This window comes from Streptomyces sp. IMTB 2501 (genome assembly GCF_001953885.1).
GTDB lineage: Bacteria > Actinomycetota > Actinomycetes > Streptomycetales > Streptomycetaceae > Streptomyces.
Genome location: NZ_MQUS01000013.1, coordinates 107,255 through 132,006, shown reverse-complemented (window position 1 = coordinate 132,006; position 24,752 = coordinate 107,255). Strand labels below are relative to the sequence as shown.

At 69.2% G+C, this 24,752-nt stretch carries 24 protein-coding genes and 1 tRNA gene; 10 read left to right on the top strand and 15 right to left on the bottom strand.

From position 1 onward, the window contains the following. Window positions 1-57: 57 nt before the first annotated feature. A complete protein-coding gene (locus tag AV521_RS23045) occupies window positions 58-1,896 on the top strand; it encodes a PQQ-binding-like beta-propeller repeat protein (protein ID WP_076090388.1) in 1,839 nt (612 codons plus the stop codon). A gap of 225 nt (window positions 1,897-2,121) precedes the next feature. Continuing rightward, window positions 2,122-2,805: a response regulator transcription factor gene (locus tag AV521_RS23040; RefSeq protein ID WP_076090387.1), complete on the top strand. Its 684-nt coding sequence runs from the start codon at window positions 2,122-2,124 to the stop codon at window positions 2,803-2,805. 209 nt (window positions 2,806-3,014) lie between these two features. On the opposite strand, the gene AV521_RS23035 is transcribed toward AV521_RS23040, so the two are convergent. Next, window positions 3,015-3,368 (bottom strand): hypothetical protein, encoded by a 354-nt coding sequence (locus AV521_RS23035; protein ID WP_076090386.1) that lies wholly within the window; start codon window positions 3,366-3,368, stop codon window positions 3,015-3,017. Window positions 3,369-3,388: 20 nt separating this feature from the next. Next, window positions 3,389-5,080 carry a sodium:solute symporter family protein gene (locus AV521_RS23030; RefSeq protein ID WP_076090385.1) on the bottom strand — a complete coding sequence of 564 codons (1,692 nt, stop codon included), beginning with the start codon at window positions 5,078-5,080 and terminating at the stop codon, window positions 3,389-3,391. Window positions 5,081-5,259: 179 nt separating this feature from the next. Between AV521_RS23030 and galT the strand changes: the two genes are divergently transcribed. From galT to galK, 3 genes are read left to right on the top strand one after another with little or no spacing between them, the layout of a single operon-like run. Further along, a complete protein-coding gene (galT, locus tag AV521_RS23025) occupies window positions 5,260-6,321 on the top strand; it encodes a galactose-1-phosphate uridylyltransferase (RefSeq protein WP_076090384.1) in 1,062 nt (353 codons plus the stop codon). Continuing rightward, entirely contained in the window at window positions 6,318-7,280 is a 963-nt protein-coding gene (gene galE / locus AV521_RS23020; protein ID WP_076090383.1) for a UDP-glucose 4-epimerase GalE, read from the top strand. Before galT ends, galE begins: the two co-directional genes overlap by 4 nt. Beyond that, complete coding sequence (gene galK / locus AV521_RS23015) at window positions 7,280-8,443, top strand: galactokinase (protein ID WP_076090382.1); 1,164 nt, start codon at window positions 7,280-7,282, stop codon at window positions 8,441-8,443. Before galE ends, galK begins: the two co-directional genes overlap by 1 nt. A gap of 10 nt (window positions 8,444-8,453) precedes the next feature. On the opposite strand, the gene AV521_RS23010 is transcribed toward galK, so the two are convergent. Then, window positions 8,454-8,903 (bottom strand): N-acetyltransferase, encoded by a 450-nt coding sequence (locus AV521_RS23010; RefSeq protein ID WP_076090381.1) that lies wholly within the window; start codon window positions 8,901-8,903, stop codon window positions 8,454-8,456. Between the two features lie 255 nt (window positions 8,904-9,158). Here AV521_RS23010 and AV521_RS23005 point away from each other — a divergent pair, with 255 nt between their 5' ends. Further along, window positions 9,159-9,926, top strand: coding sequence for a response regulator transcription factor (locus AV521_RS23005; RefSeq protein WP_076090380.1), 768 nt, complete (start codon window positions 9,159-9,161; stop codon window positions 9,924-9,926). Here the strand turns inward: AV521_RS23005 and tamR are convergent. Next, the gene (gene tamR, locus AV521_RS23000; RefSeq protein WP_076090379.1) at window positions 9,885-10,382 is read right to left on the bottom strand and encodes a MarR family transcriptional regulator TamR; all 498 of its coding nucleotides are present in this window, start codon (window positions 10,380-10,382) and stop codon (window positions 9,885-9,887) included. The two genes, AV521_RS23005 and tamR, sit on opposite strands and share 42 nt — an antisense overlap. A gap of 88 nt (window positions 10,383-10,470) precedes the next feature. On the opposite strand from tamR, the gene AV521_RS22995 reads away from it, so the two are divergent. Further along, complete coding sequence (locus AV521_RS22995; protein ID WP_076090378.1) at window positions 10,471-11,283, top strand: trans-aconitate 2-methyltransferase; 813 nt, start codon at window positions 10,471-10,473, stop codon at window positions 11,281-11,283. A gap of 2 nt (window positions 11,284-11,285) precedes the next feature. Further along, window positions 11,286-11,645, top strand: a complete 360-nt coding sequence (locus AV521_RS22990; protein WP_076090377.1) for a VOC family protein — start codon at window positions 11,286-11,288, stop codon at window positions 11,643-11,645. On the opposite strand, the gene AV521_RS22985 is transcribed toward AV521_RS22990, so the two are convergent. Genes AV521_RS22985 through AV521_RS22975 form a run of 3 tightly spaced genes read right to left on the bottom strand, consistent with a single transcriptional unit; the run spans window position 11,594 to window position 13,834 of the window. Next, window positions 11,594-12,109, bottom strand: coding sequence for a hypothetical protein (locus AV521_RS22985; protein ID WP_076090376.1), 516 nt, complete (start codon window positions 12,107-12,109; stop codon window positions 11,594-11,596). The genes AV521_RS22990 and AV521_RS22985 overlap by 52 nt on opposite strands. A 43-nt stretch (window positions 12,110-12,152) precedes the next feature. Continuing rightward, a complete protein-coding gene (locus tag AV521_RS22980) occupies window positions 12,153-12,830 on the bottom strand; it encodes a TetR/AcrR family transcriptional regulator (protein WP_067049993.1) in 678 nt (225 codons plus the stop codon). Beyond that, complete coding sequence (locus tag AV521_RS22975) at window positions 12,827-13,834, bottom strand: fatty acid desaturase (protein ID WP_076090375.1); 1,008 nt, start codon at window positions 13,832-13,834, stop codon at window positions 12,827-12,829. The genes AV521_RS22980 and AV521_RS22975 overlap by 4 nt, the downstream gene beginning before the upstream one ends. Window positions 13,835-14,138: 304 nt before the next feature. Here AV521_RS22975 and ppc point away from each other — a divergent pair, with 304 nt between their 5' ends. Further along, complete coding sequence (ppc, locus tag AV521_RS22970; protein ID WP_076090374.1) at window positions 14,139-16,883, top strand: phosphoenolpyruvate carboxylase; 2,745 nt, start codon at window positions 14,139-14,141, stop codon at window positions 16,881-16,883. A 90-nt stretch (window positions 16,884-16,973) separates the two neighbouring features. On the opposite strand, the gene AV521_RS22965 is transcribed toward ppc, so the two are convergent. The 7 genes from AV521_RS22965 to AV521_RS22935 form a co-directional block, all read right to left on the bottom strand. Next, window positions 16,974-17,483 (bottom strand): hypothetical protein, encoded by a 510-nt coding sequence (locus tag AV521_RS22965; protein WP_179023318.1) that lies wholly within the window; start codon window positions 17,481-17,483, stop codon window positions 16,974-16,976. Window positions 17,484-17,556: 73 nt separating this feature from the next. Beyond that, window positions 17,557-18,162 (bottom strand): aminoacyl-tRNA hydrolase, encoded by a 606-nt coding sequence (gene pth, locus AV521_RS22960; protein WP_076090373.1) that lies wholly within the window; start codon window positions 18,160-18,162, stop codon window positions 17,557-17,559. Between the two features lie 75 nt (window positions 18,163-18,237). Then, on the bottom strand, window positions 18,238-18,837 hold the full coding sequence (locus AV521_RS22955) for a 50S ribosomal protein L25/general stress protein Ctc (RefSeq protein WP_076090372.1): 600 nt from the start codon (window positions 18,835-18,837) through the stop codon (window positions 18,238-18,240). 198 nt (window positions 18,838-19,035) lie between these two features. Beyond that, window positions 19,036-20,016 (bottom strand): ribose-phosphate diphosphokinase, encoded by a 981-nt coding sequence (locus AV521_RS22950; RefSeq protein ID WP_076090371.1) that lies wholly within the window; start codon window positions 20,014-20,016, stop codon window positions 19,036-19,038. A 153-nt stretch (window positions 20,017-20,169) separates the two neighbouring features. Then, window positions 20,170-21,618: a bifunctional UDP-N-acetylglucosamine diphosphorylase/glucosamine-1-phosphate N-acetyltransferase GlmU gene (gene glmU / locus AV521_RS22945; RefSeq protein ID WP_076090370.1), complete on the bottom strand. Its 1,449-nt coding sequence runs from the start codon at window positions 21,616-21,618 to the stop codon at window positions 20,170-20,172. Between the two features lie 125 nt (window positions 21,619-21,743). Beyond that, window positions 21,744-21,819 (bottom strand) — tRNA-Gln (locus AV521_RS22940). Window positions 21,820-21,833: 14 nt separating this feature from the next. Further along, on the bottom strand, window positions 21,834-22,694 hold the full coding sequence (locus AV521_RS22935; protein WP_076090369.1) for a helix-turn-helix domain-containing protein: 861 nt from the start codon (window positions 22,692-22,694) through the stop codon (window positions 21,834-21,836). Window positions 22,695-22,860: 166 nt separating this feature from the next. On the opposite strand from AV521_RS22935, the gene AV521_RS22930 reads away from it, so the two are divergent. Continuing rightward, entirely contained in the window at window positions 22,861-24,162 is a 1,302-nt protein-coding gene (locus tag AV521_RS22930; protein WP_076090368.1) for a sensor histidine kinase, read from the top strand. Window positions 24,163-24,199: 37 nt separating this feature from the next. On the opposite strand, the gene AV521_RS22925 is transcribed toward AV521_RS22930, so the two are convergent. Next, on the bottom strand, window positions 24,200-24,733 hold the full coding sequence (locus tag AV521_RS22925; RefSeq protein ID WP_076090367.1) for an SUKH-3 domain-containing protein: 534 nt from the start codon (window positions 24,731-24,733) through the stop codon (window positions 24,200-24,202). Window positions 24,734-24,752: the final 19 nt, after the last annotated feature.

Genomic DNA, 24,752 nt, shown 5'->3' with positions numbered 1-24,752 from the left:
CCCTCTGTCCGCAGTGAATCCCTTCCGGCTTTCGAGCCCCACCGAGGTACCCGTCTCATGACCCAGCCGCCCCCTCCGCCGCCGAACCAGCCCCCGCAGCAGGGCGGTTTCGGCCCCCCGAGCCCGCAGCAGCCGCCTCAGCCGCAGCAGCCGCCTCAGCCGCAGCAGCCGCCTCAGCCGCAGCAGCCTCCGCAGCCGCAGCCCGGCTACGGCTATCCGCAGGCCGCACCGGCCCCGCAGCCGACCCAGCCTCCGCAGCCGGGTTACGGCTACCCCGGCGGGCAGCAGCCCCCGGCCCAGGTCCAGCAGCCGACGTACGGCCAGCCCGCCGCTCCCTACCCCGGCCAGCGCCAGAACCCGTACGCGCAGCCCGCGCAGCCGGGTTACGGCTATCCGGGCCAGCCGCCGACCGTGCCGATGCACCCGCAGCCGGGGCAGAGCGGCGGCGGGCGGAACAACACCACGCTGCTCATCGTCGTCGCGGCGGTCGTGGCCATCGCGCTGATCGTCGCCGGCGGCTTCTGGTACGCCAGTTCCTCCGGAGGCGGCGACAAGACGCACGACAGCGCCTCCTCCAGTGGCGCCACCGGGGGCAAGAACGGCAGCGGCGGCGGCACCGGGGGCACGGGCGGCAAGGAGAAGGTGCCGGCCAACCCCGCGGCCCACGTGCTGTTCCAAGTCCCGCTGCCTACCGCGGACGACACGGTCAGCACCGTGGGTTCGTGGCTGACGGACAAGGTGTACGCCAAGAGCGGCATGGCCGAGATCGTCGGCTACGACCCGGTCAAGGGCACCAAGCTGTGGACGATCCCGCTGCCCGGCCCGGTCTGTGCGGCCAGCCCGCACGCCACGGCCGACGGCAAGACCGCGATCGTCTACCAGCCGAAGTGGAACACGAAGAAGAACTTCGCCGGGTGCACACAGATCTCCGCGATCGATCTCAACGCGGGCAAAAAGCTGTGGACCCAGTCGGTCAAGTCCGGTGACTCTCCCATCAGCTACCAGAATGTGACGGTTGCTCAGCGCACCGTCGCGGTCGGCGACAGCAACGGCGCCGCCGCCTTCGACATCGACTCGGACAAGCCGCTGTGGCTCCCGAAGCCGGGCGACAACTGCTACGACGCGGGCTACGGAGGCGGCGACAAGCTGGTCGCGGTGCGCAAATGCGGTGACTCCGACAACGGACAGCTGCTCGTCCAGACGCTCGACCCGAAGACCGGGAAGGTGATCTCCGAGTACAAGATGGACCCGGGGATCAAGTACGCCTCCATCGTCTCCACCGACCCGCTGGTGGTGGCCGCCGACGTGGGCGAGAGCGCCGGTGACGGCAGTGGGGTCTCGGACTACTTCTCCATCGACAACAAGACCGGCAAGCTGCTCGCCCACATTTCCGCGCCGGGCAAGACCTACGGTGGCAAGTGCGACGGCATCTACCGCGTCGAGGCCTGCAAGTCGATCGTCGCGGGCAACGGCAAGCTGTACCTGCCGACCGAGGAGCACGACGGCAGCGGCGGCGCGCTGAACAGCACCAACGAGATCGTCTCCTTCGACCTGAACACGGGCAAGCCGACCGGCCAGCGCATCGAGGCCGGCGACGGCTATCTGCTGAGCCCGCTGCGCACGGACGGCGGCAACCTGATCGCCTACAAGAAGCCGCCGTACGACAAGGGCGGGCAGGTCGTCAGCATCGACGGCGGGTCCTTCAAGGCGACCAAGCTGCTGGAGAACCCGGCCGTGGACGACGCGCGGAATGCGGAGTCCAACATGCTGCCGGAGGACTCGGAGATCCTCTTCGGCGACGGGCGTCTGTACATGTCGCAGGTCTACGCCAAGGAGAAGGGCTGGGCGTCGGACGGCAAGGAGGACCTGGTGGTCGCGTACGGCACGAACGGCTGACCGCCGGCCGACGCCTTCGCACCTCTCGCCCGAATGGGTGACTTACCAAGAAGTGCCCCGGATTTCATCGATCCGGGGCACTTCTCATCGAGAGGGGCAGCAATACGTCGAACAAGCGTGTAGCTTCCGGGGGCATGAAGGGCGGGGTGCCGGGGGCCCTCTGTCCTTGTGGACCGCTGGACGTCCATAGTGGGGCATCCATGGGGGGGACTGGGGGGTTGCTCTATGGGAGTACGGCTCATGGTCGTCGACGACCATCGCCTGCTCGCGGAGGCGTTGGCATCGGCGCTGAAGCTGCGCGGGCACCGGGTGCTCGCCGCGGCGGCGCCGGCCGCGGGTGCGGCGGACCTGGTGATCGCGCGGGCGCCGGAGGTGTGTCTGCTGGGTACGGCGGCGCCGGCCGAACCGGGTGCGTTCGACCCGGTGGTGAAGGTCAAGCGGGAGCGGCCGCAGGTGGCGGTGGTGGTGCTCGGGCCCGTGCCGTCGCCTCGCGGCATCGCGGCCGCGTTCGCCGCGGGGGCTTCGGGGTACGTACGGCACGACGAGCGGATAGAGGGGGTCGAGCGGGCGATCATGAAGGCGCGGTCGGGGGAGGCCGCGGTGGCTCCGCAGTTGCTGCAGGGGGCGTTCGGGGAGTTGCTCAATCCGTCGGCGCAGCCGGATGACGAGGCTCAGCGGCTGCTGCGCATGCTGACGCCCCGGGAGGTGGAGGTGCTGGTGCGGGTGGCCGACGGGGAGGACACGCGGTTGATCGCGGCCGGGATGGGGATCGCGCCGAGCACCGCGCGGACGCATGTGCAGCGGGTGCTGATGAAACTGGGCGTGGGGTCGCGCCTGGAAGCGGCGGCGCTGGCCGCGCGGACGGGGCTCCTGGACCGAGCGGGACCCTTGAGTTCCGGCCCCGAGTAGGCGCCCTGTGCTGGTGCGGGGGTGGGTTTCGCCTGCCCGCGCTCCCTCAAGGCACTGGGGGAGGCACGACTGCCCGCGGCTACGGCGCGAATGCGGGTGCGGCGGCGCAACTCCCCAAGGGGCGCGGGGAACTGCGCGATCAGCCACGACGAACCCGCGGCCGGGGGACGGCCCGCACCTCTACGGCGGAAACCGTCCCCGGCCGACGGTCACTCCTCCGGCGAACCCTCCGGAGGAATCGGCTGAGGCGCCGCAGGCCTGAGCTTCAGCCAGACCAGGAAGAAGACGCCCAGCAGAAGCATGCCGATGCCGGTCCAGAGGTTGATGTTGACGTTCTGGGCCTTGTCGATGGCGGACTGGGAGTCGGTGATGCCGGTGATCGTGACGATGACGCCGTACAGCACGAACAGGCCGCCGATGATGCGGCGCAGGTCGAAGATGCGGGCCGCGGTCGCGGACTTGCTCTCCAACTCGGTGACTTCCCGCTGGACGTCCTCCTCGCTGTAGTGGAAGCCCTCGTGACGGCGGTCGGGGTGCTCTGCGTGGTCGGGGTGTTCGCTCATGGTTCCTCGGTCCTTCCGCGTCAGAACGAGAACGGGATGTAGCAGGCGGCGGCCAGCACGACCGCGCCCCAGCCCAGCAGGGCCGGCTTGCGGTACCAGGCCTCGTCACCGGGCGCGGCCGCCTCGGCCATGCCGGGGGAGCGGGTGCCGTACACAAGCCCCTGGAGTTCCTCCGCCGGCTTCGGCTTCGTGAAGAAGGACACCGCGACCATCACGACCGCGCCCGCCACGAAGCCCGCGATCGCGGAGACGAAGTTGGCGCCCTGGTCGGAGGGGATGGAGATGATGCCCTTCTTGTAGAGCACGAAGTAGTTCACCATCGCGGTGACGGTGCCCGCGAGCAGGCCCCAGAAGCCGGACTTGGCGGACGCGCGCTTCCAGAACATGCCGACGATGAACACCACGAACATCGGCACGTTGAAGAAGGAGAACAGGGTCTGCAGGTAGCTCATGATGTTCGAGAACGAGGACGCCAGGAACGCCGTGCCGACCGAGGCGGCCACGCCGATCGCGGTGATCAGGCGGCCGAAGCGGACGTAGTAGGCGTCCTCGCGGCCGCGCACCACGTACTTGGCCCAGATGTCGTTCGTGAACACGGTGTTGAAGGACGACACGTTCGCCGCCATGCCCGCCATGAAGGCCGCCAGCAGACCGGTGACGGCGATGCCGAGCACGCCGTTGGGCAGCAGTTCCTGCATCAGGTACGGGATGGCGTCGTTGTACTGCAGGCCGGAGCCGGAGGAGCCGATCTTCGGCACGAGCGCGGCGGCGACCAGGCCCGGGATCATCACCAGGAAGACGATGAAGATCTTCGGGTAGGCGGCGATCAGCGGGGTGCGCTGCCCGGCGGAGAGGTTCTTCGCGGACAGGGCGCGCTGCACCTCGGCGAAGTTGGTGGTCCAGTAGCCGAAGGAGAGGACGAAGCCGAGGCCGAGGACGATGGTCAGCCAGTTGGCGCCGAGCGGGTTGACGCTGCCGATGCCTGTTCCGCCCCAGGCGGTGGTGAAGTTGTGGCCGTGGGTGGCGGTGAGCTTGTCGGTCAGCCCGCCCCAGCCGCCGACCTTCTTCAGGCCGAGGACGGTGATCGGGATGAGGGCGGCCAGGATCACGAAGAACTGGAGGACCTCGTTGTAGATCGCCGAGGACAGACCGCCGAGGGTGATGTACGCCAGCACGAACGCGCCGGCGACCACGATCGCGACCCACTGCGGCCAGCCCAGCAGCGCCTCGACGACGATCGCGAGGGCGTAGAGGTTGACGCCCGCGATCAGGATGGCGGCGAACGCGAACAGGATCGAACTGAGCAGATGGGCGGCCCGGTCGAAGCGCAGCAGCAGGAACTCGGGGACCGAGCGGACCTTGCTGCCGTAGTAGAAGGGCATCATCACCAGGCCCAGGAAGACCATGGCCGGGATGGCGCCGATCCAGTACCAGTGCACGGTGTAGGCGCCGTACTGGGCGCTGTTCGCGGCCATGCCCAGGATCTCGGTGGCCGCCAGGTTCGCCGAGATGAAGGCGAGGCCGGTGATCCAGGCGGGCAGCGAGCGTCCGGAGAGGAAGAAGTCGAGGCTGGTCTTCACCGAGCGGCGGGCCGCGAAGCCGATGCCGAGGACGACGACGAAGTAGATCGCCAGGATCGTGTAGTCCAGCCAGTTGGTGGGGAGCCGTAGCTCCGCCGCCAGATGGAGCGGGGTGTCTGTGGGGGTTTGCATGAGAACTCGCTTCGTTGCGCGAACTGATCCTGAGCGGAACCTACGTCTCCGTGTTCAGTAATTGAACACTTCTGTTGGTGTTCTTTGTTTGATTGTGATGAACCTAGATGTTGTCGGGTTGTGGTCTGTTATGTTTGATTGTGTTGAGTGATTGGGTGCGGGACGTAGAGGAGTCCGGCTTGAAGAAGACCTCGACACGGCTGGCCGACGGTCGTGAGCTGATCTACTACGACCTTCGGGACGACACCGTGCGGGACGCCGTCGACCGCCGTCCCCTGGACCGCACGGTGACCACCTCCGAGATCCGCCAGGACGTGCTGCTCGGTGACTCGGTCGCCATCGCCTCGCACCGCCAGGGCCGCACCTACCACCCGCCGGCCGACGAGTGCCCGCTGTGCCCGACGCACGGCGAGAGGCTCAGCGAGATCCCGGACTCGTCGTACGACGTCGTCGTCTTCGAGAACCGGTTCCCCTCGCTCGCCGGCGACTCCGGCCGCTGCGAGGTCGTCTGCTTCACCTCGGACCACGACGCCTCCTTCGCGGACCTGAGCGCCGAGCAGGCGCGTCTCGTGCTGGACGCCTGGACGGACCGGACGTCGGAGCTGTCGCATCTGCCCTCCGTCGAGCAGGTCTTCTGCTTCGAGAACCGGGGCGAGGAGATCGGTGTGACCCTCGGCCACCCGCACGGACAGATCTACGCCTACCCCTTCACCACCCCGCGCACCGCGCTGATGCTCCGCTCGCTCGCCGCGCACAAGGAGGCGACCGGCGGGGAGAACCTGTTCGACGCGGTCCTGGAGCGGGAGCTGGCCGCCGAACGGGTCGTCCTTGAGGGTGAACACTGGGCCGCCTTCGTGCCGTACGCGGCGCACTGGCCGTACGAGGTCCACCTGTACCCGAAGCGCCGGGTCCCCGACCTGCTCGCGCTCGACGAGGCGGCGCGCACAGAATTCCCCCAGGTCTATCTGGAACTCTTGAGGCGCTTCGACCGGATCTTCGGCACCGGTGAGTCTCCGACGCCGTACATCGCGGCCTGGCACCAGGCCCCGTTCGGCGCGCTGGCGGAGTTCGACGGAGTGACGAGGGACGACTTCGCGCTCCACCTAGAGCTTTTCACCATCCGCCGCACTTCCGGCAAGCTGAAGTTTCTCGCGGGTTCCGAGTCCGGCATGAGCGTGTTCATCAACGACGTGCCGCCGGAGCGCGCGGCCGAGCGACTGCGAGAGGTAGCGAGTTCATGAAGTACCTGGTGACGGGCGGCGCGGGTTACGTCGGCAGTGTCGTGGCCCAGCATCTGCTGGAGGCCGGCCACGAGGTCACCGTCCTCGACAACCTCTCCACCGGTTTCCGCGAGGGCGTCCCGGCCGCCGCCACCTTCATCGAGGGCGACATCCGCGACGCCGCCAAGTGGCTCGACGCCTCCTACGACGGCGTGCTGCACTTCGCCGCGTCCTCGCAGGTCGGCGAGTCCGTGGTGAAGCCGGAGAAGTACTGGGACAACAACGTCGCCGGCTCCCTCGCCCTGCTCGGCGCGATGCGCGACGCGGGCGTCCGCAAGCTGGTCTTCTCCTCCACGGCGGCGACGTACGGCGAGCCGGAGCAGGTCCCGATCCGGGAGACCGCCCCGACCCGGCCGACCAATCCCTACGGCGCCTCCAAGCTCGCCGTCGACCACATGATCACCAGCGAGGCCGACGCCCATGGCCTCGCGGCGGTCTCGCTGCGCTACTTCAACGTGGCGGGCGCGTACGGCGCCCACGGCGAGCGGCACGACCCCGAGTCCCACCTGATCCCCCTGGTCCTCCAGGTCGCCCAGGGCAGGCGGGAGTCGATCTCGGTCTTCGGCGACGACTACCCCACCCCGGACGGCACCTGCGTCCGCGACTACATCCACGTCGCGGACCTGGCCGAGGCCCATCTGCTGGCCGTGGCGGCCGCACGGCCGGGCGAGCACCTGATCTGCAACCTCGGCAACGGCGAGGGTTTCTCCGTCCGCGAGGTCATCGAGACGGTCCGCCGGGTCACCGGTCACCCGATCCCGGAGGTCGTGGCCCCGCGCCGGGGCGGCGACCCGGCCGTCCTGGTCGCCTCGGCGGACACGGCCCGCGAGAAGCTCGGCTGGAACCCGTCCCGCGCGGATCTCGCGGGCATCGTCGCGGACGCCTGGGAGTTCGCGCAGCACGTCACAAGGGAGCGGTAGTGGGGGCACAGCAGGTCGCGGAGCGTTTCGCCGAGCTGTACGGCGCCGAGCCGGAGGGGGTGTGGGCGGCGCCGGGCCGGGTCAACCTGATCGGCGAGCACACCGACTACAACGACGGCTTCGTGATGCCGTTCGCGCTGCCGCACCAGACGGTCGCGGCGGTCTCGCGCCGGGACGACGGCATCCTGCGTCTGCACTCGGCGGACGTCGAGGGCGGCGTGGTGGAACTGCGCCTGGACGCCCTGGCCCCGCAGAGCGACGCCGACTGGACCGCGTACCCGGCGGGCGTGGTCTGGGCGCTGCGCGAGGCGGGCCACGCGGTCACCGGCGCGGACGTCCACCTTTCCTCGACGGTCCCGACCGGCGCTGGCCTGTCCTCCTCGGCGGCCCTGGAGGTGGTGATCGCCCTCGCCCTGGGCGACCTCTACGACCTCGGCCTGCGGCGCTGGAGGCTGGCCCGGCTGTGTCAGCGCGCCGAGAACGTCTACGTCGGCGCGCCGACCGGGATCATGGACCAGACGGCGTCGGCCTGCTGCGAGGCGGGCCACGCGCTCTTCCTGGACACCCGTGACCTGTCCCAGCGGCAGATCCCCTTCGACCTCGCGGCCGAGGGGCTGCGGCTGCTGGTGGTCGACACCCGGGTCAAGCACGCGCACAGCGGCGGCGAGTACGGCAAGCGCCGGGCCGGCTGCGAGAAGGGCGCGGCCCTGCTCGGCGTCGACGCCCTGCGGGACATCCCGTACGCCGGCCTGGACGCGGCGCTGGCCCGGCTCGGCGACGAGGAGGAGATCGTCCGGCTGGTCCGCCACATCGTGACGGAGAACCACCGGGTGGAGCGGGTGGTGGAACTCCTCACTGCCGGCGACACCCGCGCCATCGGCCCGGTCCTCACCGAGGGCCACGCCTCCCTGCGCGACGACTTCCGTATCTCCTGCCCGGAGCTGGACCTGGTCGTCGACACGGCCCTCACCACCGGCGCCCTCGGCGCCCGCATGACCGGCGGCGGCTTCGGCGGCTCGGCGATCGTCCTGACGGAGGCGTCGGACGTCGACACCCAGACCAAGGCGATCGAAGAGGCCTTCGCGGCGGCGGGCTTCAAGGCCCCGCGCGTCTTCGAGGCGGTGCCTTCGGCGGGGGCGCGGCGAGTCGACACCACCGAGTAGTCGATACCGCCTACTGGGGGTGCAGGCGCTTCGTCAGCGTGTACTCCGTGATCCCCGGCGGATAGTCGGGGATCACGCACACCACCTCGTAGCCCTGTTTCTCGTAGAAGCGGGGGGCCTGGAAGTCCCAGGTCTCCAGGCGGGACGCCGTGCAGGCGCGGTCGGTGGCGGCGATGTGTTCCGCCCCCGCCAGCAGACGTGAGCCGAGGCCCGTGCCGCGATGGGCGGCGTCGACCCACAGATAGGTGACGTGCAGCCAGGTCGTCCAGGTGTGGCCGACCAGGCCGCCCGCCAGGCCGCCGGCGGGGTCCAGGGCCCAGACGTGCAGGGGGACTTCGCGTTCGCCGGGCGTGCCGCGCAGGGCCGCGAGGACCGGGGACGCCGCCGTGTTGGTGTCCCGCAGCCGCGAGCGGAGCAGATCACGTCGGCCTTTGTCGACTTCCGCCTCAATACGAAACATGCGGCACACGATAAACGCGCCGGATGGCCAGTTCTGTAAATCCGCTTCCGCTGCGTGCTCTCATCCGTACTCTGTGGAACAGCACCGGTGGGGGCCGGTGCTGATCAGGGGGCGAGACAGGCGGGTACGGCGCCCGCGGTGGGGGTAGCAGTTTCCGCGACGGCGGCGGCCGTGCGGCGCGCGTCCTTGCCGTGGGTGTCGTACACGCTCCGTGGTTGTCCCCGGCTCCGCGCGGAGCCTGGGGAAGGGGGTTTCGTGGTTCGTATCCGAGTCCTGGTCGTGGACGACCACCGCATCTTCGCCGAGTCGCTCGCCGCCGCCCTGGCCGCCGAGCCGGACGTCGACGTCTCCGCCGCCGGCAGCGGCCCCGCCGCGCTGCGCTGTCTGGAGCGGGCGGCCGGTGAGGGCCGTCGCTTCGACGTCCTCCTGGTCGACGCGGACCTCGGCGGCGCGGTGCCCGGCACCCGCCCGGCCGTGCCCGTGCAGGAGGGCGACGAGGAGGGCCTGGTCGACGGGATCTCCCTGGTCGCGGGCGTGCGCGCGGCCCAGCCCGCCGTACGGATCGTCGTGCTCGCCGAGAAGGACGATCCCCGGCGGGCGGCGCTCGCCCTCCAGGCCGGTGCCTCCGGGTGGGTCGCCAAGGACTGCTCGCTGTCCCGGCTGCTGACGGTGATCCGGGGCGTGCTGCGCGACGAGACCCATCTGCCGCCCGCCCTGCTCACCGGTGTGCTCCGCGAACTCACCGCCGCACGCCGGCACCGTACCGAGAGCGAGCGGCTGGTGGAGTCCCTCACACCGAGGGAGCGGGAGGTCCTCAGGTGCATGGTCGCGGGCCTGGGCCGCAAGGCCGTCGCCGAGCGGCTGTTCCTCTCCCCGCACACCGTGCGCACCCATATGCAGAACGTCCTCGGCAAACTGGGCGTCCACTCCACGCTGGCCGCCGTGGCGCTCGCCCGCCGCGCGGGGGTCGGACCGGCCGACCTAACCGGGGACGTTGTCGAACGGGGCGGTCAACTGGCGTAGCAGCCCGGCCAGTTCCGCGCGCTGGGCGCGGGACAGCTCGGCGAGGATCGCCCGCTCCTGCTCCAGCAGCCCGGCCAGCGCCTGGTCCGCGCGGTCCCGGCCGGTGTCGGTCAGCCGGACCAGCACACCGCGCCGGTCACTCGGGTCGGGCAGCCGCTCCACCAGGCCCTTCTTGGCCAGACGGTCGATGCGGTTGGTCATCGTGCCCGACGTGACCAGGGTCTGCGTCAGCAGCTGGCCGGGGGAGAGCTGATACGGCGTGCCCGCGCGCCGGAGCGCGGTCAGCACATCGAACTCCCACGGCTCCAGCTGATGCTCGGCGAAGGCGAGCCGGCGCGCACGGTCCAGATGCCGGGCGAGTCGGCTCACCCGGCTGAGCACTTCCAGCGGCTCGACGTCGAGGTCCGGACGTTCCCGGCGCCACGCTGCGACCAGCCGATCGACCTCGTCCTCCATGAGATCAGTGTAGTGGTTGTGTCGACATGAAGTCTCTTGACGTCGAGTCTCTTGACTTCGAGATATTTGGGTGGGGAGAGTGGTGGTCATGACGAACGCCATCTGGGACCCCGGTCAGTACCTGCGGCACGCCGATCACCGGGCCCGTCCCTTCACCGATCTCCTCGCCCGCGTCCCGGACCTGCCCGCACAGGCGCCCCGCATCGCCGACCTCGGCTGCGGCCCCGGCAACGTCACCGTCCAGCTCACCCGGCGCTGGCCCACCGCCCACGTCACCGGCTACGACAACTCGCCCGAGATGCTCGACGCGGCCCACACGGGGCACGAGGGCCCCACGGCCGGGGGCGGCCGGCTGGACTTCGCCGCCGCCGACGTCCGTACCTGGACGCCCGAGGAGCCGTACGACCTGATCGTCTCCAACGCGACGCTGCAGTGGGTGCCGGGCCACGTGGAGCGGTTCGCCCACTGGATCGCCGGCCTGGAGCCGGGCGGCGTCTTCGCCTTCCAGGTACCCGACAACATCGACGCCCCGCTGCACGCCCTGATGCGCGAACTCGCCGGCACCCCGCGCTGGAAGTCCCGCCTCGCCGACGTCCTGCGCCACACCGACTCGGTGCACACACCCGGCGCCTATCTGGACCGCCTCGCCCGCCTCGGCTGCGCGACCGACGTGTGGCAGACGACGTATCTGCACGTCCTGCACGGCGAGGACCCGGTCCTGGACTGGGTGAAGGGAACCGGTCTGCGGCCCGCGCTGACCGCGCTCGCCGACGACCCCGAGGCGCGGGACGCGTTCCTCACCGAGTACCGGGACCTGCTGCGGCAGGCCTACCCGAGCGCGCCGTACGGCACGGTCATGCCGTTCCGCCGGCTGTTCGCCGTCGCCGTGAAGGAGGCCTGAGAGTGCTGGCCGCGGTCGATCATGTGCAGCTGGCGGCACCGCCGGGGTCCGAGCCCGCCCTTCGGTCGTACTACGTCGGTGTCCTCGGCATGACCGAGATCCCCAAGCCACCTGTGCCGGCCGCGCGCGGCGGCTGCTGGTTCGCGGCGGGGCCCGTCCAGCTGCACCTCGGCATCGCGAATGACTTCCGTCCGGCGAAAAAGGCGCATCCAGGCCTCAGGGTCACGGAGATCGAGGCGTACGCAGCCCGGCTGACCGCCCTCGGTGCCCCGGTGACCTGGGACGACAACCTCCCCGGCCATCTGCGCTTCTACTCGCAGGACCCCGTCGGCAACCGGCTGGAGTTCCTCCAGCGGCGGTAACCGATCAGGGTGCCCCTGGCGAACAGATACGTGAACCCGAGCGGGACCAGCGGGGACACCGCGCGGCCCACCTGGTTCCAGGTGCCGTGATCCACCGGGACCCAGGTCCCCCAGGGCTCCTGGGACACCTGCACCGGGTCGAGGGTGAGGGGGTAGGAGGTGAAGTCGTACGCCGTGATCCGGCGCGTCGTGCCGTCGGAGGTCACCTCTCCGGAGCAGGCGTACGAGACCTCCGCCCTGCCGCCCCCGCGCGGGGCACTGCTGGACGTCACCTCGCAGTCCTCGACCCGCAGACCCAGCCGGCGGCCGATCAACCCGAGATGTCCGACGGCCGAGCCGACCAGATAGACGGTGAGCGCGAGCAGGCCCACGGTGAGCACGCCGCACAGGACGGTCCCGGCCTTCTTCTTCCGCTCCATCGGGACGACGCCCTGCGGGGCGCGGGACGTACGCTGCTTGGCCACCGCCCGATCGTACGAACGCCCCGCCCGCCACCCGCCGCCGGGGCTACGCCTTGCGGTGGCCTATCAGCCGCGGCTTCTGCTCCAGGCCGTCCAGGCCGTGCCAGGCCAGGTTCACCAGGTGAGCCGCGACCTCCGCCTTCTTCGGGCGGCGTACGTCCAGCCACCACTGCCCGGTCAGGGCGACCATGCCGACCAGGGCCTGCGCGTACAGGGGCGCGAGCTTGGGGTCGAAGCCCCGGCTCTTGAACTCGCGGCCCAGGATGTCCTCCACCTGCGTGGCGATGTCCGAGATCAGCGAGGCGAAGGAGCCCGTGGACTGGGGGATGGGGGAGTCACGGACCAGGATGCGGAAGCCGTCCGTGTACTCCTCGATGTAGTCGAGGAGCGCGAAAGCCGCCTGCTCGCACAGCTCACGCGGGTGGCCGGCCGTCAGCGAGCTGGTCACCATGTCCAGCAGCCGCCGCATCTCGCGGTCCACCACCACCGCGTACAGGCCCTCCTTGCCGCCGAAGTGCTCGTACACCACCGGCTTGGACACCCCGGCCTTGGCCGCGATCTCCTCCACCGAGGTGCCCTCGAAACCCTTCGCCGCGAAGAGAGTGCGACCGATCTCCAGCAGCTGCTGGCGGCGCTCGGCGCCGGTCATACGGGTCCGGCGGGTCCGCCGCGGTTTGTCGTTGCTGGAGGTGCTGCTGGAGTCGGTCGCCACGGCGTCAATCATGCCGCCTCGGCGCCCACCTTCCGGCGCCGGGAACCGTCATCTTGGGTGTTACGGCGCGAATCGATACGTGAGCGTGACGGCCAGCGCACGTCGTACGCCCAGCCGAGCAGCTCGAAGATCCGGATGAAGCGGGCCGAGGAGTCGATCTGGCCGCGCATCACCCCGTGCCGCGCCGACGTCGGGTCGGCGTGGTGCAGGTTGTGCCACGACTCCCCGCACGACAGCACCGCCAGCCACCACACATTGCCCGAACGGTCCCGCGACTTGAACGGCCGCTTGCCCACCGCATGGCAGATCGAGTTGATCGACCACGTCACATGGTGCAGCAGCGCCACCCGTACGAGTGAACCCCAGAAGAACGCGGTCACCGCGCCCCACCAGGACATCGTCACCAGACCCCCGATCAGCGGCGGCAGGATCAGGGACACGGCGGTCCAGTACACGAACTGCCGGGAGATCGCCCGGATCGCCGGGTCCTTGATCAGATCCGGTGCGTACTTGTCCTGCGGGGTCTGCTCCTCGTCGAACATCCATCCGATGTGAGCCCACCACAGACCCTTCATCAGCGCCGGGACCGTCTCCCCGAACCGCCACGGAGAGTGCGGGTCGCCCTCCGCGTCGGAGAACTTGTGGTGCTTGCGGTGATCGGCCACCCAGCGCACCAGGGGCCCCTCGACCGCCAGCGAGCCCATGATCGCCAGCGCGATCCTCAGAGGCCGCTTGGCCTTGAACGAACCATGCGTGAAATACCGGTGGAAACCGATCGTGATGCCGTGGCATCCCAGGTAGTAGAAGAAGACCAGCAGGCCCAGATCGAGCCAGCTCACCCCCCAGCCCCAAGCCAGCGGCACAGCCGCCACGAGTGCCAGGAACGGCACGGTGATGAACAGGAGCAGCGTGATCTGCTCGATCGAACGCTTCTGCTCGCCACCCAGCGTGGCGGAGGGGTAGGCAGTGTCGTCGGCCTTGGGCGCTTCTTCGATCACATCGGAACTGGAGGTCATGCGCGTCCCCTGTGGGGTCGAGGGTCGGGGCAGATGCCGGGCCACCGGAACGGGACGGGAGTCGAGCGGTACTTCCCTACGGTTCCGTAACCTACGGCGACGTAAGTATGGCAGCGTGGCGAGCGGCGGCAAGAGCCCCAGACCCTGCGCGTCCACATGGCCACCTATCCTTGGTCTCGGTCGGACAGCGCGGTCCGCTGAAGTTTCCTTCCCGGACGCTCCGGCCCGTATGCGGCGCCCGCCGCCTGCCAGCCGGCCGGGTTCCCTCCCAGACTGAGCTTCAACACTGCAAGGAGCCGCACCTGTGAGCAGTGCCGACGACCAGACCACCACGACCAGCAGCGAGCTGCGCGCCGACATCCGCCGGCTGGGTGATCTCCTGGGCGAGACCCTCGTACGGCAGGAAGGTCCCGAGCTCCTCGACCTGGTCGAGAAGGTCCGCCGCCTCACCCGCGAAGACGGCGACGCCGCCGCCGAGCTGCTGCGCGGCACCGAACTGGAGACCGCGGCCAAGCTGGTACGCGCCTTCTCCACCTACTTCCACCTCGCCAACGTCACCGAGCAGGTGCACCGCGGCCGCGAACTGCGCGCCCGGCGCGCCGCCGAGGGCGGCCTCCTCGCCCGCACCGCCGACCGGCTCAAGGACGCCGACCCCGAACACCTCCAGCAGACCGTCCAGCACCTGAACGTTCGCCCGGTGTTCACGGCACACCCCACCGAAGCCGCACGCCGCTCGGTCCTGAACAAGCTCCGGCGCATCGCCGCGCTCCTGGAACTCCCCGTCCTCGACTCCGACCGCCGCCGCCACGACGTCCGCCTCGCCGAGAACATCGACCTGGTATGGCAGACCGACGAACTGCGCGTCGTACGCCCCGAGCCCGCCGACGAAGCCCGCAACGCCATCTACTACCTCGACGAACTGCACGCCGACGCCGTCGGCGACGTCCTTGAGGACCTCACCGCGGAACTGGAGCGCGTCGGCGTCAAGCTCCCCGCCGACACCCGCCCCCTCACCTTCGGCACCTGGATCGGCGGCGACCGCGACGGCAACCCCAACGTCACCCCCCAGGTCACCTGGGACGTCCTCATCCTCCAGCACGAACACGGCATCAACGACGCCCTGGAGATGATCGACGAACTGCGCGGACTGCTCTCCAACTCCATCCGCTACACCGGGGCGACCGACGAACTGCTGCAGTCCCTGCAACAGGACCTGGAACTGCTCCCCGAGATCAGCCCCCGCTACAAGCGCCTCAACGCCGAGGAGCCCTACCGGCTCAAGGCCACCTGCATCCGCCAGAAGCTCGTCAACACCAAGCAGCGCCTCGCCAAGGGCATCCCGCACGAAGCGGGCCGCGACTACCTCGGCACCGCCGAACTCCTCGCCGACCTGCGGCTCATCCAGACCTCCCTCCGGGAACACCGCGGCGCACTCTTCGCCGACGGCCGCCTCAACCGCACCATCCGCACCCTCGCCGCCTTCGGCCTCCAGCTCGCCACCATGGACGTCCGCGAACACGCCGACGCCCACCACCACGCCCTCGGCCAGCTCTTCGACCGCCTCGGCGAGGAGTCCTGGCGCTACGCCGACATGCCCCGCGAATACCGCGCCAAGCTCCTCGCCAAGGAACTGAGGTCACGCCGCCCGCTGGCCTCCACCCCGGCACCCGTCGACGCCGCCGGCGCCAAGACCCTCGGCGTCTTCGAGACCGTCAAGAAGGCCCTGGAGGTCTTCGGACCCGAGGTCATCGAGTCCTACATCATCTCCATGTGCCAGGGCGCCGACGACGTCTTCGCCGCCGCCGTCCTCGCCCGCGAGGCCGGACTCGTCGACCTGCACGCCGGCTGGGCCAAGATCGGCATCGTGCCGCTCCTGGAGACGACCGACGAACTGCGCGCAGCCGACACCATCCTCGAAGACATGCTCTCCGACCCGTCCTACCGGCGCCTGGTCGCGCTGCGCGGCGACGTCCAGGAAGTCATGCTCGGCTACTCCGACTCCTCCAAGTTCGGCGGCATCACCACCAGCCAGTGGGAGATCCACCGCGCCCAGCGCCGCCTGCGCGACGTCGCCCACCGGTACGGCGTACGACTGCGCCTCTTCCACGGCCGCGGCGGCACCGTCGGCCGCGGCGGCGGCCCCTCCCACAACGCCATCCTCGCCCAGCCCTGGGGCACCCTCGAAGGCGAGATCAAGGTCACCGAGCAGGGCGAGGTCATCTCCGACAAGTACCTCATCCCCTCCCTGGCCAGGGAGAACCTGGAACTGACGGTCGCGGCCACCCTGCAGGCATCCGCCCTGCACACCGCACCCCGCCAGTCCGACGAGGCCCTCGCCCGCTGGGACACCGCCATGGACGTCGTCTCCGACGCCGCCCACGCCGCGTACCGCCGCCTGGTCGAGGACCCCGACCTGCCCGCCTACTTCTTCGCCTCCACCCCCGTCGACCAGCTCGCCGACCTGCACCTGGGGTCAAGGCCCTCCCGACGCCCCGACTCCGGCGCCGGCCTCGACGGCCTGCGCGCCATCCCCTGGGTCTTCGGCTGGACCCAGTCCCGGCAGATCGTCCCCGGCTGGTTCGGCGTCGGCTCCGGCCTCAAGGCCCTGCGCGAAGCGGGCCTGCGGCAGGAAGGGGACACCGTGCTCGACGAGATGCACCAGCAGTGGCACTTCTTCCAGAACTTCATCTCCAACGTCGAGATGACCCTCGCGAAGACCGACCTGCGCATCGCCCAGCACTACGTCGACACCCTCGTCCCCGACGACCTCAAGCACGTCTTCGACACCATCAAGGCCGAACACGAACTCACCGTCCGCGAGATCCTGCGGATCACCGGCGAACAGGAACTGCTGGACGCCCAGCCCGACCTGAAGCAGACCTTCGCCATCCGCGACGCCTACCTCGACCCCATCTCCTACCTCCAGGTCACCCTGCTCAAGCGCCAGCGCGACGCCGCCGCAGCCGACGTCACCCCCGACCCCCTGCTCTCCCGCGCCCTGCTCCTCACCGTCAACGGCGTGGCAGCCGGCCTACGCAACACCGGCTGACCACAACAACACAACAAGCACGACACAAGCACACGACACAAAAAGGTGCCCCCGAGGTCGTACGACCCCGGGGGCACCCTCGTCACCGCCTCACTGCACCGCCAGAAACGCCGACGTCAGCAACACCGCCCCCGAAAGCCCCAGCACCCACGCCGCCCGCGTCAGCCGCAGCCCACCCGCCACCACCACCGAAGCCAGCAGCAACGCCCCGCCCAACGGCACCCAGGCGTACAAGATCCCCGCCGGCCCCGAACGCACCGCGTCCGACGTACCCGGCTTCAGAACGACGTCATACGTCTGCCCCTGCCGCACCGCGACGGACTTCGTGAGCTCCACACGCGCACGTGCCAGGGATCCCTCCGACGTCGGATTGAACGGCCCCGAACAACTGTCCCCGGCACACCGCGTCACCCGCACCGTCCCCGCCTCACGCCCCTTCGCCAGCATCACGTGCTGCGCGGTCCCCCAGGAGCCCCACACACCGGCGAACAGAATCAACGCGGCGACCGTGCCCATCGCCGCGACCCGCCCGAACCGCAGAGCGGTCACGGAGGCCCGACGAGCAGAGGCGGAAGCTGTGGCAGACATGGCCGGGATCATTGGCCATACCGCCACGACCGGTCAACTCACCCGGGAACCAAAGCCGTACAAGTCACCAGTTGTACGCGCCAACTCAGGAGTTGTACGCACCCTGCGCCCGCTCCAGCCCCTCGATCACCAGACACTCCGCCGCATCCGCCGCACGGTCCACGAAGTAGTCCAGCTCCTTGCGCTCCGCCGACGAGAAATCCTTCAGCACAAAATCCGCAACCTGCATACGACCCGGCGGCCGACCGATCCCGAACCGCACCCGGTGATAATCCGAACCCATCGCCTTCGTCATCGACTTCAGGCCGTTGTGCCCATTGTCACCACCGCCCAGCTTCAGCCGCAGCACCCCGTAGTCGATGTCCAGCTCGTCATGCACGGCCACGATGTTCGCCACCGGCACCTTGTAGAAATCCTTCAACGCGTTCACCGGACCACCGGACAGATTCATGTACGACATCGGCTTCGCCAGGATCACCCGCCGATTCGCCGGCCCCACCGGACCGATCCGCCCCTCCAGCACCTGCGCCTGCGCCTTACCCGCCCGCTTGAACCTCCCCCCGATCCGCTCCGCGAGCAGGTCCACCACCATGAAACCGACGTTGTGCCGGTTCATGGCGTACTCCGGCCCGGGATTCCCGAGCCCGACGATCAGCCAGGGATCACTACTGGCGGGGGTGGTCACGTCCATGTCTCCTTGATACGCGCCAGCCGCCGCTCCCGGCGAGGGAAGCGGCGGCTGAACAGTCGATGACGACGGGGAGGATCAGGCCTCCGCCGCCTCCGTGCCCTCGGCGGCCTCTTCGCCCTCGACGGCCTCCTCGGCCTGCGCCTGCAGAACCTGCAGAACGACAGCGTCCTCCTCCACGGCCAGAGTCACGCCGTTCGGCAGCGCGATGTCCTTGGCGAGAACAGAGGCACCGGCCTCCAGACCCTCCACGGAGACCGTGACAGCCTCAGGGATGTGCGTGGCCTCGGCCTCCACCGGCAGCGTGTTCAGCACGTGCTCCAGCAGGTTGCCACCCGGAGCCAGCTCACCCTCGGCGTGCACCGGAACCTCGACCGTGACCTTCTCGCCACGCTTGACCAGCAGCAGGTCCACGTGCTCCAGGAAGCCCTTGATCGCGTCACGCTGGACGGCCTTCGGGATCGCCAGCTCGTTGGTCTTGCCGTCGATGTCCAGGGAGATCAGGACGTTCGGCGTACGCAGCGCCAGCGACAGGTCGTGACCCGGCAGGGTCAGGTGCACCGGCTCGGTGCCGTGGCCGTACAGAACAACCGGAACCTTGTTGTCACGGCGGATGCGACGGGCGGCACCCTTACCGAACTCGGTACGGGTCTCGGCGGCGAGCTTCACCTCGGACATATCGATCACTCCTCGCAGGAACGGAACGGACGTGGTCACCCGGCCACGAACGGCCTGCTACGAAGAGCGCGTCGATAACGGACCGCCGTACACACAAGTACGGCCTCCCTCGCCGAGCAACTGCAACAGTCTACTCGGACAGGGAGGCCGCACTCAAAAGGATCTCCGCCTAGCCCTCACAACAGGACCGCGAACACCTCACTGCTCGTCGAACAGGCTCGTCACCGAACCGTCCTCGAACACCTCACGCACCGCACTCGCAATGGTCGGAGCGATCGACAACACCGTGATCTTGTCCAGATCCCGGCCCAGCTCCGCAGGCGTCGGCAGCGTGTTCGTGAACACGAACTCACTCACCCGCGAATTCTTCAGCCGGTCCGCCGCAGGACCCGACAGCACACCATGCGTCGCAGTCACGATCACGTCCTCCGCACCATGCGCGAACAGCGCATCCGCAGCCGCACAGATCGTGCCACCCGTGTCGATCATGTCATCGACCAGGACACACACCCGGCCCTTGACCTCACCCACGACCTCGTGGACGGTCACCTGATTCGCCACGTCCTTGTCACGCCGCTTGTGCACGATCGCCAGCGGCGCACCGAGCCGGTCGCACCACCGGTCCGCCACCCGCACCCGGCCCGCGTCCGGCGACACGATCGTCAGCTTGTCCCGGTCCACCTTCGTACCCACATAGTCCGCGAGCAGCGGCAGCGCGAACAGATGGTCCACCGGACCGTCGAAGAAACCCTGGATCTGATCCGTGTGCAGATCCACGGTCAGAATCCGGTCCGCACCCGCCGTCTTCATCAGATCGGCGATCAGACGCGCCGAAATCGGTTCACGACCCCGGTGCTTCTTGTCCTGCCGCGCGTAACCGTAGAACGGCACAATCACCGTGATGGAGCGAGCCGACGCACGCTTCAACGCGTCGATCATGATCAGCTGCTCCATGATCCACTGGTTGATCGGAGCCGTGTGGCTCTGGATCACGAAGCAGTCGGCACCACGCGCCGACTCCTGGTAACGGACGTAGATCTCGCCGTTCGCGAAGTCGAAGGCCTTCGTCGGGACGACCCCGACACCCAGCTGCTGGGCGACCTCCTCGGCAAGCTCGGGGTGGGCGCGGCCGGAGAAGAACATCAACTTCTTCTCGCCGGTCGTCTTGATCCCGGTCACAGCACAGTCTCCTCAGAGGTTGTCTCAGCCAGCCGGCTGCTCGGCGACCTCTCGGCTGGGCATGAGAGGCCAAATCAGCTGGTAAGGGTGCGGGGTGCACAGTGCGGAAGTGCACTTATCACGGTACGCCGAGTTCGACGCACCCGTTTCCGGTCACTCCTCGCTCTCACCCCGCCGGGACGCCACCTCGGCCGCCTTCGCAGCCGCACTCCCCGGACGCTTCCGAGCCACCCAACCCTCGATATTCCGCTGCTGACCACGGGCCACGGCCAGCGAACCGGGCGGCACATCCTTCGTGATCACAGACCCGGCGGCGGTGTACGCACCGTCCCCGACCGTGACAGGAGCCACAAACATGTTGTCCGAACCAGTACGGCAATGCGACCCGACCGTGGTGTGGTGCTTGTCCTGACCGTCATAGTTCACGAACACACTCGCCGCCCCGATGTTCGTGTACTCACCGATCGTCGCATCCCCCACATACGACAGATGCGGCACCTTCGTCCCCTCGCCGATGGACGCGTTCTTCGTCTCGACGTAGGTCCCGATCTTGCCCTTCGCACCCAGCCGCGTACCGGGCCGCAGATACGCGTACGGCCCCACACTCGCGTTCGGACCGACGTGAGCAGAATCCGACACGGTGTTGTCCACCCGCGCCCCCGCACCCACCCGCGTGTCCTTCAACCGGCTGTTCGGCCCCACCTCGGCACCCTCACCGACATGCGTCGACCCGGTCAGCAGCGTGTTCGGCAGAACGACGGCGTCCCGCTCGAAGGTCACGGTCACGTCCACCCAGGTCGAGGCAGGGTCGACGACCGTGACCCCGTCCAGCATCGCGGCCGTCAGCAACCGGTCGTTCAGAATCCGCCGCGCCTCGGCGAGCTGCACCCGGTTGTTGATCCCGGCGATCTCCCGGTGATCGCCCGCCACGGAAGCGCCCACACGGTGACCGGCCTCCCGGAGAATCCCGAGCACATCAGTCAGGTACTCCTCACCCTGACTGTTGTCCGTCCGCACCTTCTTCAACGCGTCCGCCAGCAACTGCCCGTCGAACGCGAACACCCCGCTGTTGATCTCCCGGATCGCCCGCTGAGCCTCGGTCGCGTCCTTGTGCTCCACGATCGCGGTGACGGCGCCCGTCGCCTCGTCCCGCACGATCCGGCCGTAACCGGTCGCATCCGGCACCTCGGCCGTCAGCACGGTCACGGCATTGCCGTCGCCGGCGTGGGTCCCGGCCAACTGCTTCAGGGTGTCGGCGGTGAGCAGCGGCGTGTCCCCGCACACGACCACGACGGTCCCCTCCACGACCCCGCCCAGCTCCTCCAGGCCCATCCGCACGGCATGCCCGGTCCCGTTCTGCTCCGCCTGTACGGCGGTCCTGGTGGCCGGGTCGATCTCGGCGAGGTGGGCACCGACCTGCTCACGGGCGTGGCCCACGACCACGACCAGGTTCTGCGGGTCCAACTCACGGGCGGCGGCCAGCACATGACCGACCAGGGAACGGCCACAGATCTCGTGCAGGACCTTCGGTGTGGCCGACTTCATACGGGTGCCCTCACCCGCTGCGAGAACGACGACGGCGGCCGGGCGGATGGCGCTCACGGGGTTGCCCTTCGGCTGAGGGTTGAGTGGGGATGACAGCCGCAGGATACCGGGGCGTTTCGTGGGGGACATGAGAGCGGGCCCTGACTGGGAGGTCAGGGCCCGAACCTAGGTCTTGTGTGCTGTGGCTCCCCCGCAAGGATTCGAACCTTGTCCTGCTGGTACCAAAAACCAGTGTGCTGCCAGTTACACCACGGGGGACAGCGCCTCAGACCTTACCCGAGACGTGTCTCGGCTTGGGCCACGATTCCGGCCCACCAGCCTTCGATGCGGTTGTACAAGTGGGCGCTTCGGGCTACGCCGATGACCAGGCAGCCGTGATAGTCGTCCCCGGTGTTCTTGCGGACGGTCTTGGGATTGTGCTTCTTCAGGGTCGGCTTGGCGAACACCGACGTGTCGACGTCGGCGACGGCTGACCAGAAGCGGTGCGCCGCATCGACGTCCGCCGACTCGTGGATGAGCAGCCGAAAGTTCAGGCGCTCGCGGTCCACCTCGAGCAGGTCCAGCCAAGCCAAGTAGGTCTTGATCACTCCGGGGTCGCTGTTGACGAAGATCGCGCGCTCTCGGCGGTCGTACGGCTTGCTCTTCGACCCCTCTGCCCAGTAGAGCGCGACGCCCACCATGAAGAGCTCGCGATCGGTGAGTTCTCCGGTCTCTCGCAGCGCGGCCACCTTGGTCATTTCGAGCTTCTCCCTCTCTGTGGCGCGGCGCCTTGCCAGACCCTCTCGCATGAGTGCGCGCTGCTCCTCCGGCGTGTACCGGGGTTCGGGCCTCGGAAGGTCCCGTACCCACAGCGACACCGAACTGCGCGAGCACCCCAGCTCCGCCTCGATCTGGTCGTAGGTCCAGCCCTGGAGCCGTAGCTCCCGGGCCTTTGCCCGGAGGTCGTCCTTCGCGTTCGGGCGCTTGGTCCACTCCGGTGGGGGCTCGCCCTTGACCAGCTGGTTGAGGATGTCGTTGTTGAAGATCTTCAGCTCGTCCCGGATCTGCCGGAGGCTGTAGCCGGCCCGGCGCAAGGCGACCGCCTGCTGCCGTAAGCCCTCGAAGTCGACGTATTTGCCTGGTGAATGTGCCATGGGCATACCGTCTGGCCGGAATGGTGCGTTCCAGGGTCGAACGGGAAGGGTTCACCAGTTCGAGGGATACCTGTGGGTATCAGGTTCGCTCGGTTACGGAGTGTGGTGTGTAGGGGTCCGCGTAAGTCGCCGGAAAAGGGCCGGCGGTGGCCCGTAGGCTGGATGCATGACCACTACGGGGGAAGACCACGCCAGGGGCCTGACCGGCCCGTGGTGGTGGGGGAGGTGGCGCAGTGCGGTGCTCGACGGGAGTCTCGCGCTGGTGTCCGCTGTGGAGTGCGGCGCGGAGGGGGTTCCGTTCGCCAGGGACGCGGGAATCCCGGTGTCGGTGGGGATCGTTTTCGGCCTGATCGCCGGGTCGGTGTTGCTCCTGCGGCGGAAGTGGCCGATCGCTGTCGTGCTCGTCGCCATCGCGATCACGCCTGCGCAGATGGGGTTTCTGCTGGGTGTCGTCGGCCTGTACACCCTCGCCTCGTGTGAGTTGCCGCGCCGGATCATCGGGGCGTTGGCGGGGATGTCGCTGGTGGGGACGGCGGTCGTGACGTTCGTGCGGGTGCGGCAGGACATGGCGCGGGGTGACCTGACGCTGGGTGACTGGTTCGTGCCGTTCGCGGCGGTGACGACGGCGTTGGGGCTGACGGCTCCGCCGGTGTTGCTGGGGTTGTATGTGGGGGCGCGGCGGCGGTTGATGGAGAGCTTGCGGGAGCGGGCGGATTCGCTGGAGCGGGAGCTTCAGTTGCTGGCGGAGCGGGCGGAGGAGCGGGCCGAGTGGGCGCGCAATGAGGAGCGGACGCGGATCGCGAGGGAGATGCATGACGTCGTCGCGCATCGGGTGAGTCTGATGGTGGTGCATTCGGCGGCGTTGCAGGCGGTGGCCCGGAAGGATCCGGAGAAGGCTGTGCGGAATGCCGCTCTGGTGGGGGACATGGGGCGGCAGGCGTTGACCGAGTTGCGGGAGATGCTCGGGGTGTTGCGGGCGGGGGAGGATGTGGGCCGGCGGGGGGCGGGGGTGCCGTTGGCGGCGGTGCGGGAGGCGGTTGCGGCTGCGGCTTCTCGGGCGGTGGTGGAGGACGGGCCGTGTCTGTCGGCGTTGGATGAGTTGATCGGGCAGTCGGCTGCGGCGGGGATGGTTGTGGATCTGTCGGTGGAGGGGGAGGTGCGGTCGTATGCGGCGCAGATCGAGCGGACGGCGTACCGGGTGGTGCAGGAGGCGTTGACGAACGTCCACAAGCATGCGGCGGGTGCGAAGACGCATGTGCGTCTTGCGCATCGGGTGTCGGAGATCGCGATGCAGGTGGAGAACGAGCCGCCGCCGGAGCCGGGGTCGGCGTCGGCGGCGGGGTTGCCGTCGGGTGGGAACGGTTTGGTGGGGATGCGGGAGCGGGTTGTGGCGTTGGGTGGTGTGTTTGTGTCGGGGCCGACGGATGCGGGTGGTTTTCGGGTGTCGGCGGTGATTCCGGCGGTGTGAGCCTTGATTGCCTCGGGGGCCGGGTTTCGGTGGCGTCTCAGCCGGCGGTGAGGCGGACGGGTTCGATGCCGGTGATGAGGGCGGCGAGGGCGTGGTCGATGTCGGGGCCTGCGTACCAGTCGCCGGTGTGGTCGAGGGTGTAGACGCGGCCTTCGGTGTCGATGGCGAGGACGGCGGCGGTGTCGGTCTCTTCGCCGAGGGGGCAGATCTCGGTGCCCAGGGCGCGGCCGAGGTCGCCGAGGGTGCGGGCGTGGTGGAGGCCGTGCAGGGGGTCGAGGTGGAGGGTGGCGGGGGCGATCTGGCGGCCGGGGCCGCTGGGGGTGATGCGGAGGCCGCCGAATTCGGCCCAGGCTTCGACGGCTGCGGGGAAGACGGTGTGCCGGTGTCCGGCGGGTGAGGTGTGTTCGCGTAGGGCGTCGGCCCAGATTTCTGCCTGTTTTATGTCCCAGCGTCCGGGTTGCCAGCCGGCGGCGCGCAGGGCGGCGTCGACGAGTACGGGGAAGCGGGCTGGGGTGGCCCCGTGCTCGTGGCGGGCGGCGGGCTTGGGGGTGGTGGCGTTGTCGGGGTGCATCTGCCCTTCGTTCGTCGTG

Excerpts from the sequence above, each read along its gene's own strand:
- AV521_RS23045 (WP_076090388.1), top strand. The coding sequence starts at position 58 with ATGACCCAGCCGCCCCCTCCGCCGCCGAACCAGCCCCCGCAGCAGGGC.
- AV521_RS23040 (WP_076090387.1), top strand. The coding sequence starts at position 2,122 with ATGGGAGTACGGCTCATGGTCGTCGACGACCATCGCCTGCTCGCGGAG.
- AV521_RS23035 (WP_076090386.1), bottom strand. The coding sequence starts at position 3,368 with ATGAGCGAACACCCCGACCACGCAGAGCACCCCGACCGCCGTCACGAG.
- AV521_RS23030 (WP_076090385.1), bottom strand. The coding sequence starts at position 5,080 with ATGCAAACCCCCACAGACACCCCGCTCCATCTGGCGGCGGAGCTACGG.
- galE (WP_076090383.1), top strand. The coding sequence starts at position 6,318 with ATGAAGTACCTGGTGACGGGCGGCGCGGGTTACGTCGGCAGTGTCGTG.
- AV521_RS23010 (WP_076090381.1), bottom strand. The coding sequence starts at position 8,903 with ATGTTTCGTATTGAGGCGGAAGTCGACAAAGGCCGACGTGATCTGCTC.
- tamR (WP_076090379.1), bottom strand. The coding sequence starts at position 10,382 with ATGGAGGACGAGGTCGATCGGCTGGTCGCAGCGTGGCGCCGGGAACGT.
- AV521_RS22995 (WP_076090378.1), top strand. The coding sequence starts at position 10,471 with ATGACGAACGCCATCTGGGACCCCGGTCAGTACCTGCGGCACGCCGAT.
- AV521_RS22980 (WP_067049993.1), bottom strand. The coding sequence starts at position 12,830 with ATGATTGACGCCGTGGCGACCGACTCCAGCAGCACCTCCAGCAACGAC.
- AV521_RS22975 (WP_076090375.1), bottom strand. The coding sequence starts at position 13,834 with ATGACCTCCAGTTCCGATGTGATCGAAGAAGCGCCCAAGGCCGACGAC.
- AV521_RS22965 (WP_179023318.1), bottom strand. The coding sequence starts at position 17,483 with ATGATCCCGGCCATGTCTGCCACAGCTTCCGCCTCTGCTCGTCGGGCC.
- pth (WP_076090373.1), bottom strand. The coding sequence starts at position 18,162 with ATGGACGTGACCACCCCCGCCAGTAGTGATCCCTGGCTGATCGTCGGG.
- AV521_RS22955 (WP_076090372.1), bottom strand. The coding sequence starts at position 18,837 with ATGTCCGAGGTGAAGCTCGCCGCCGAGACCCGTACCGAGTTCGGTAAG.
- AV521_RS22935 (WP_076090369.1), bottom strand. The coding sequence starts at position 22,694 with ATGGCACATTCACCAGGCAAATACGTCGACTTCGAGGGCTTACGGCAG.
- AV521_RS22930 (WP_076090368.1), top strand. The coding sequence starts at position 22,861 with ATGACCACTACGGGGGAAGACCACGCCAGGGGCCTGACCGGCCCGTGG.
- AV521_RS22925 (WP_076090367.1), bottom strand. The coding sequence starts at position 24,733 with ATGCACCCCGACAACGCCACCACCCCCAAGCCCGCCGCCCGCCACGAG.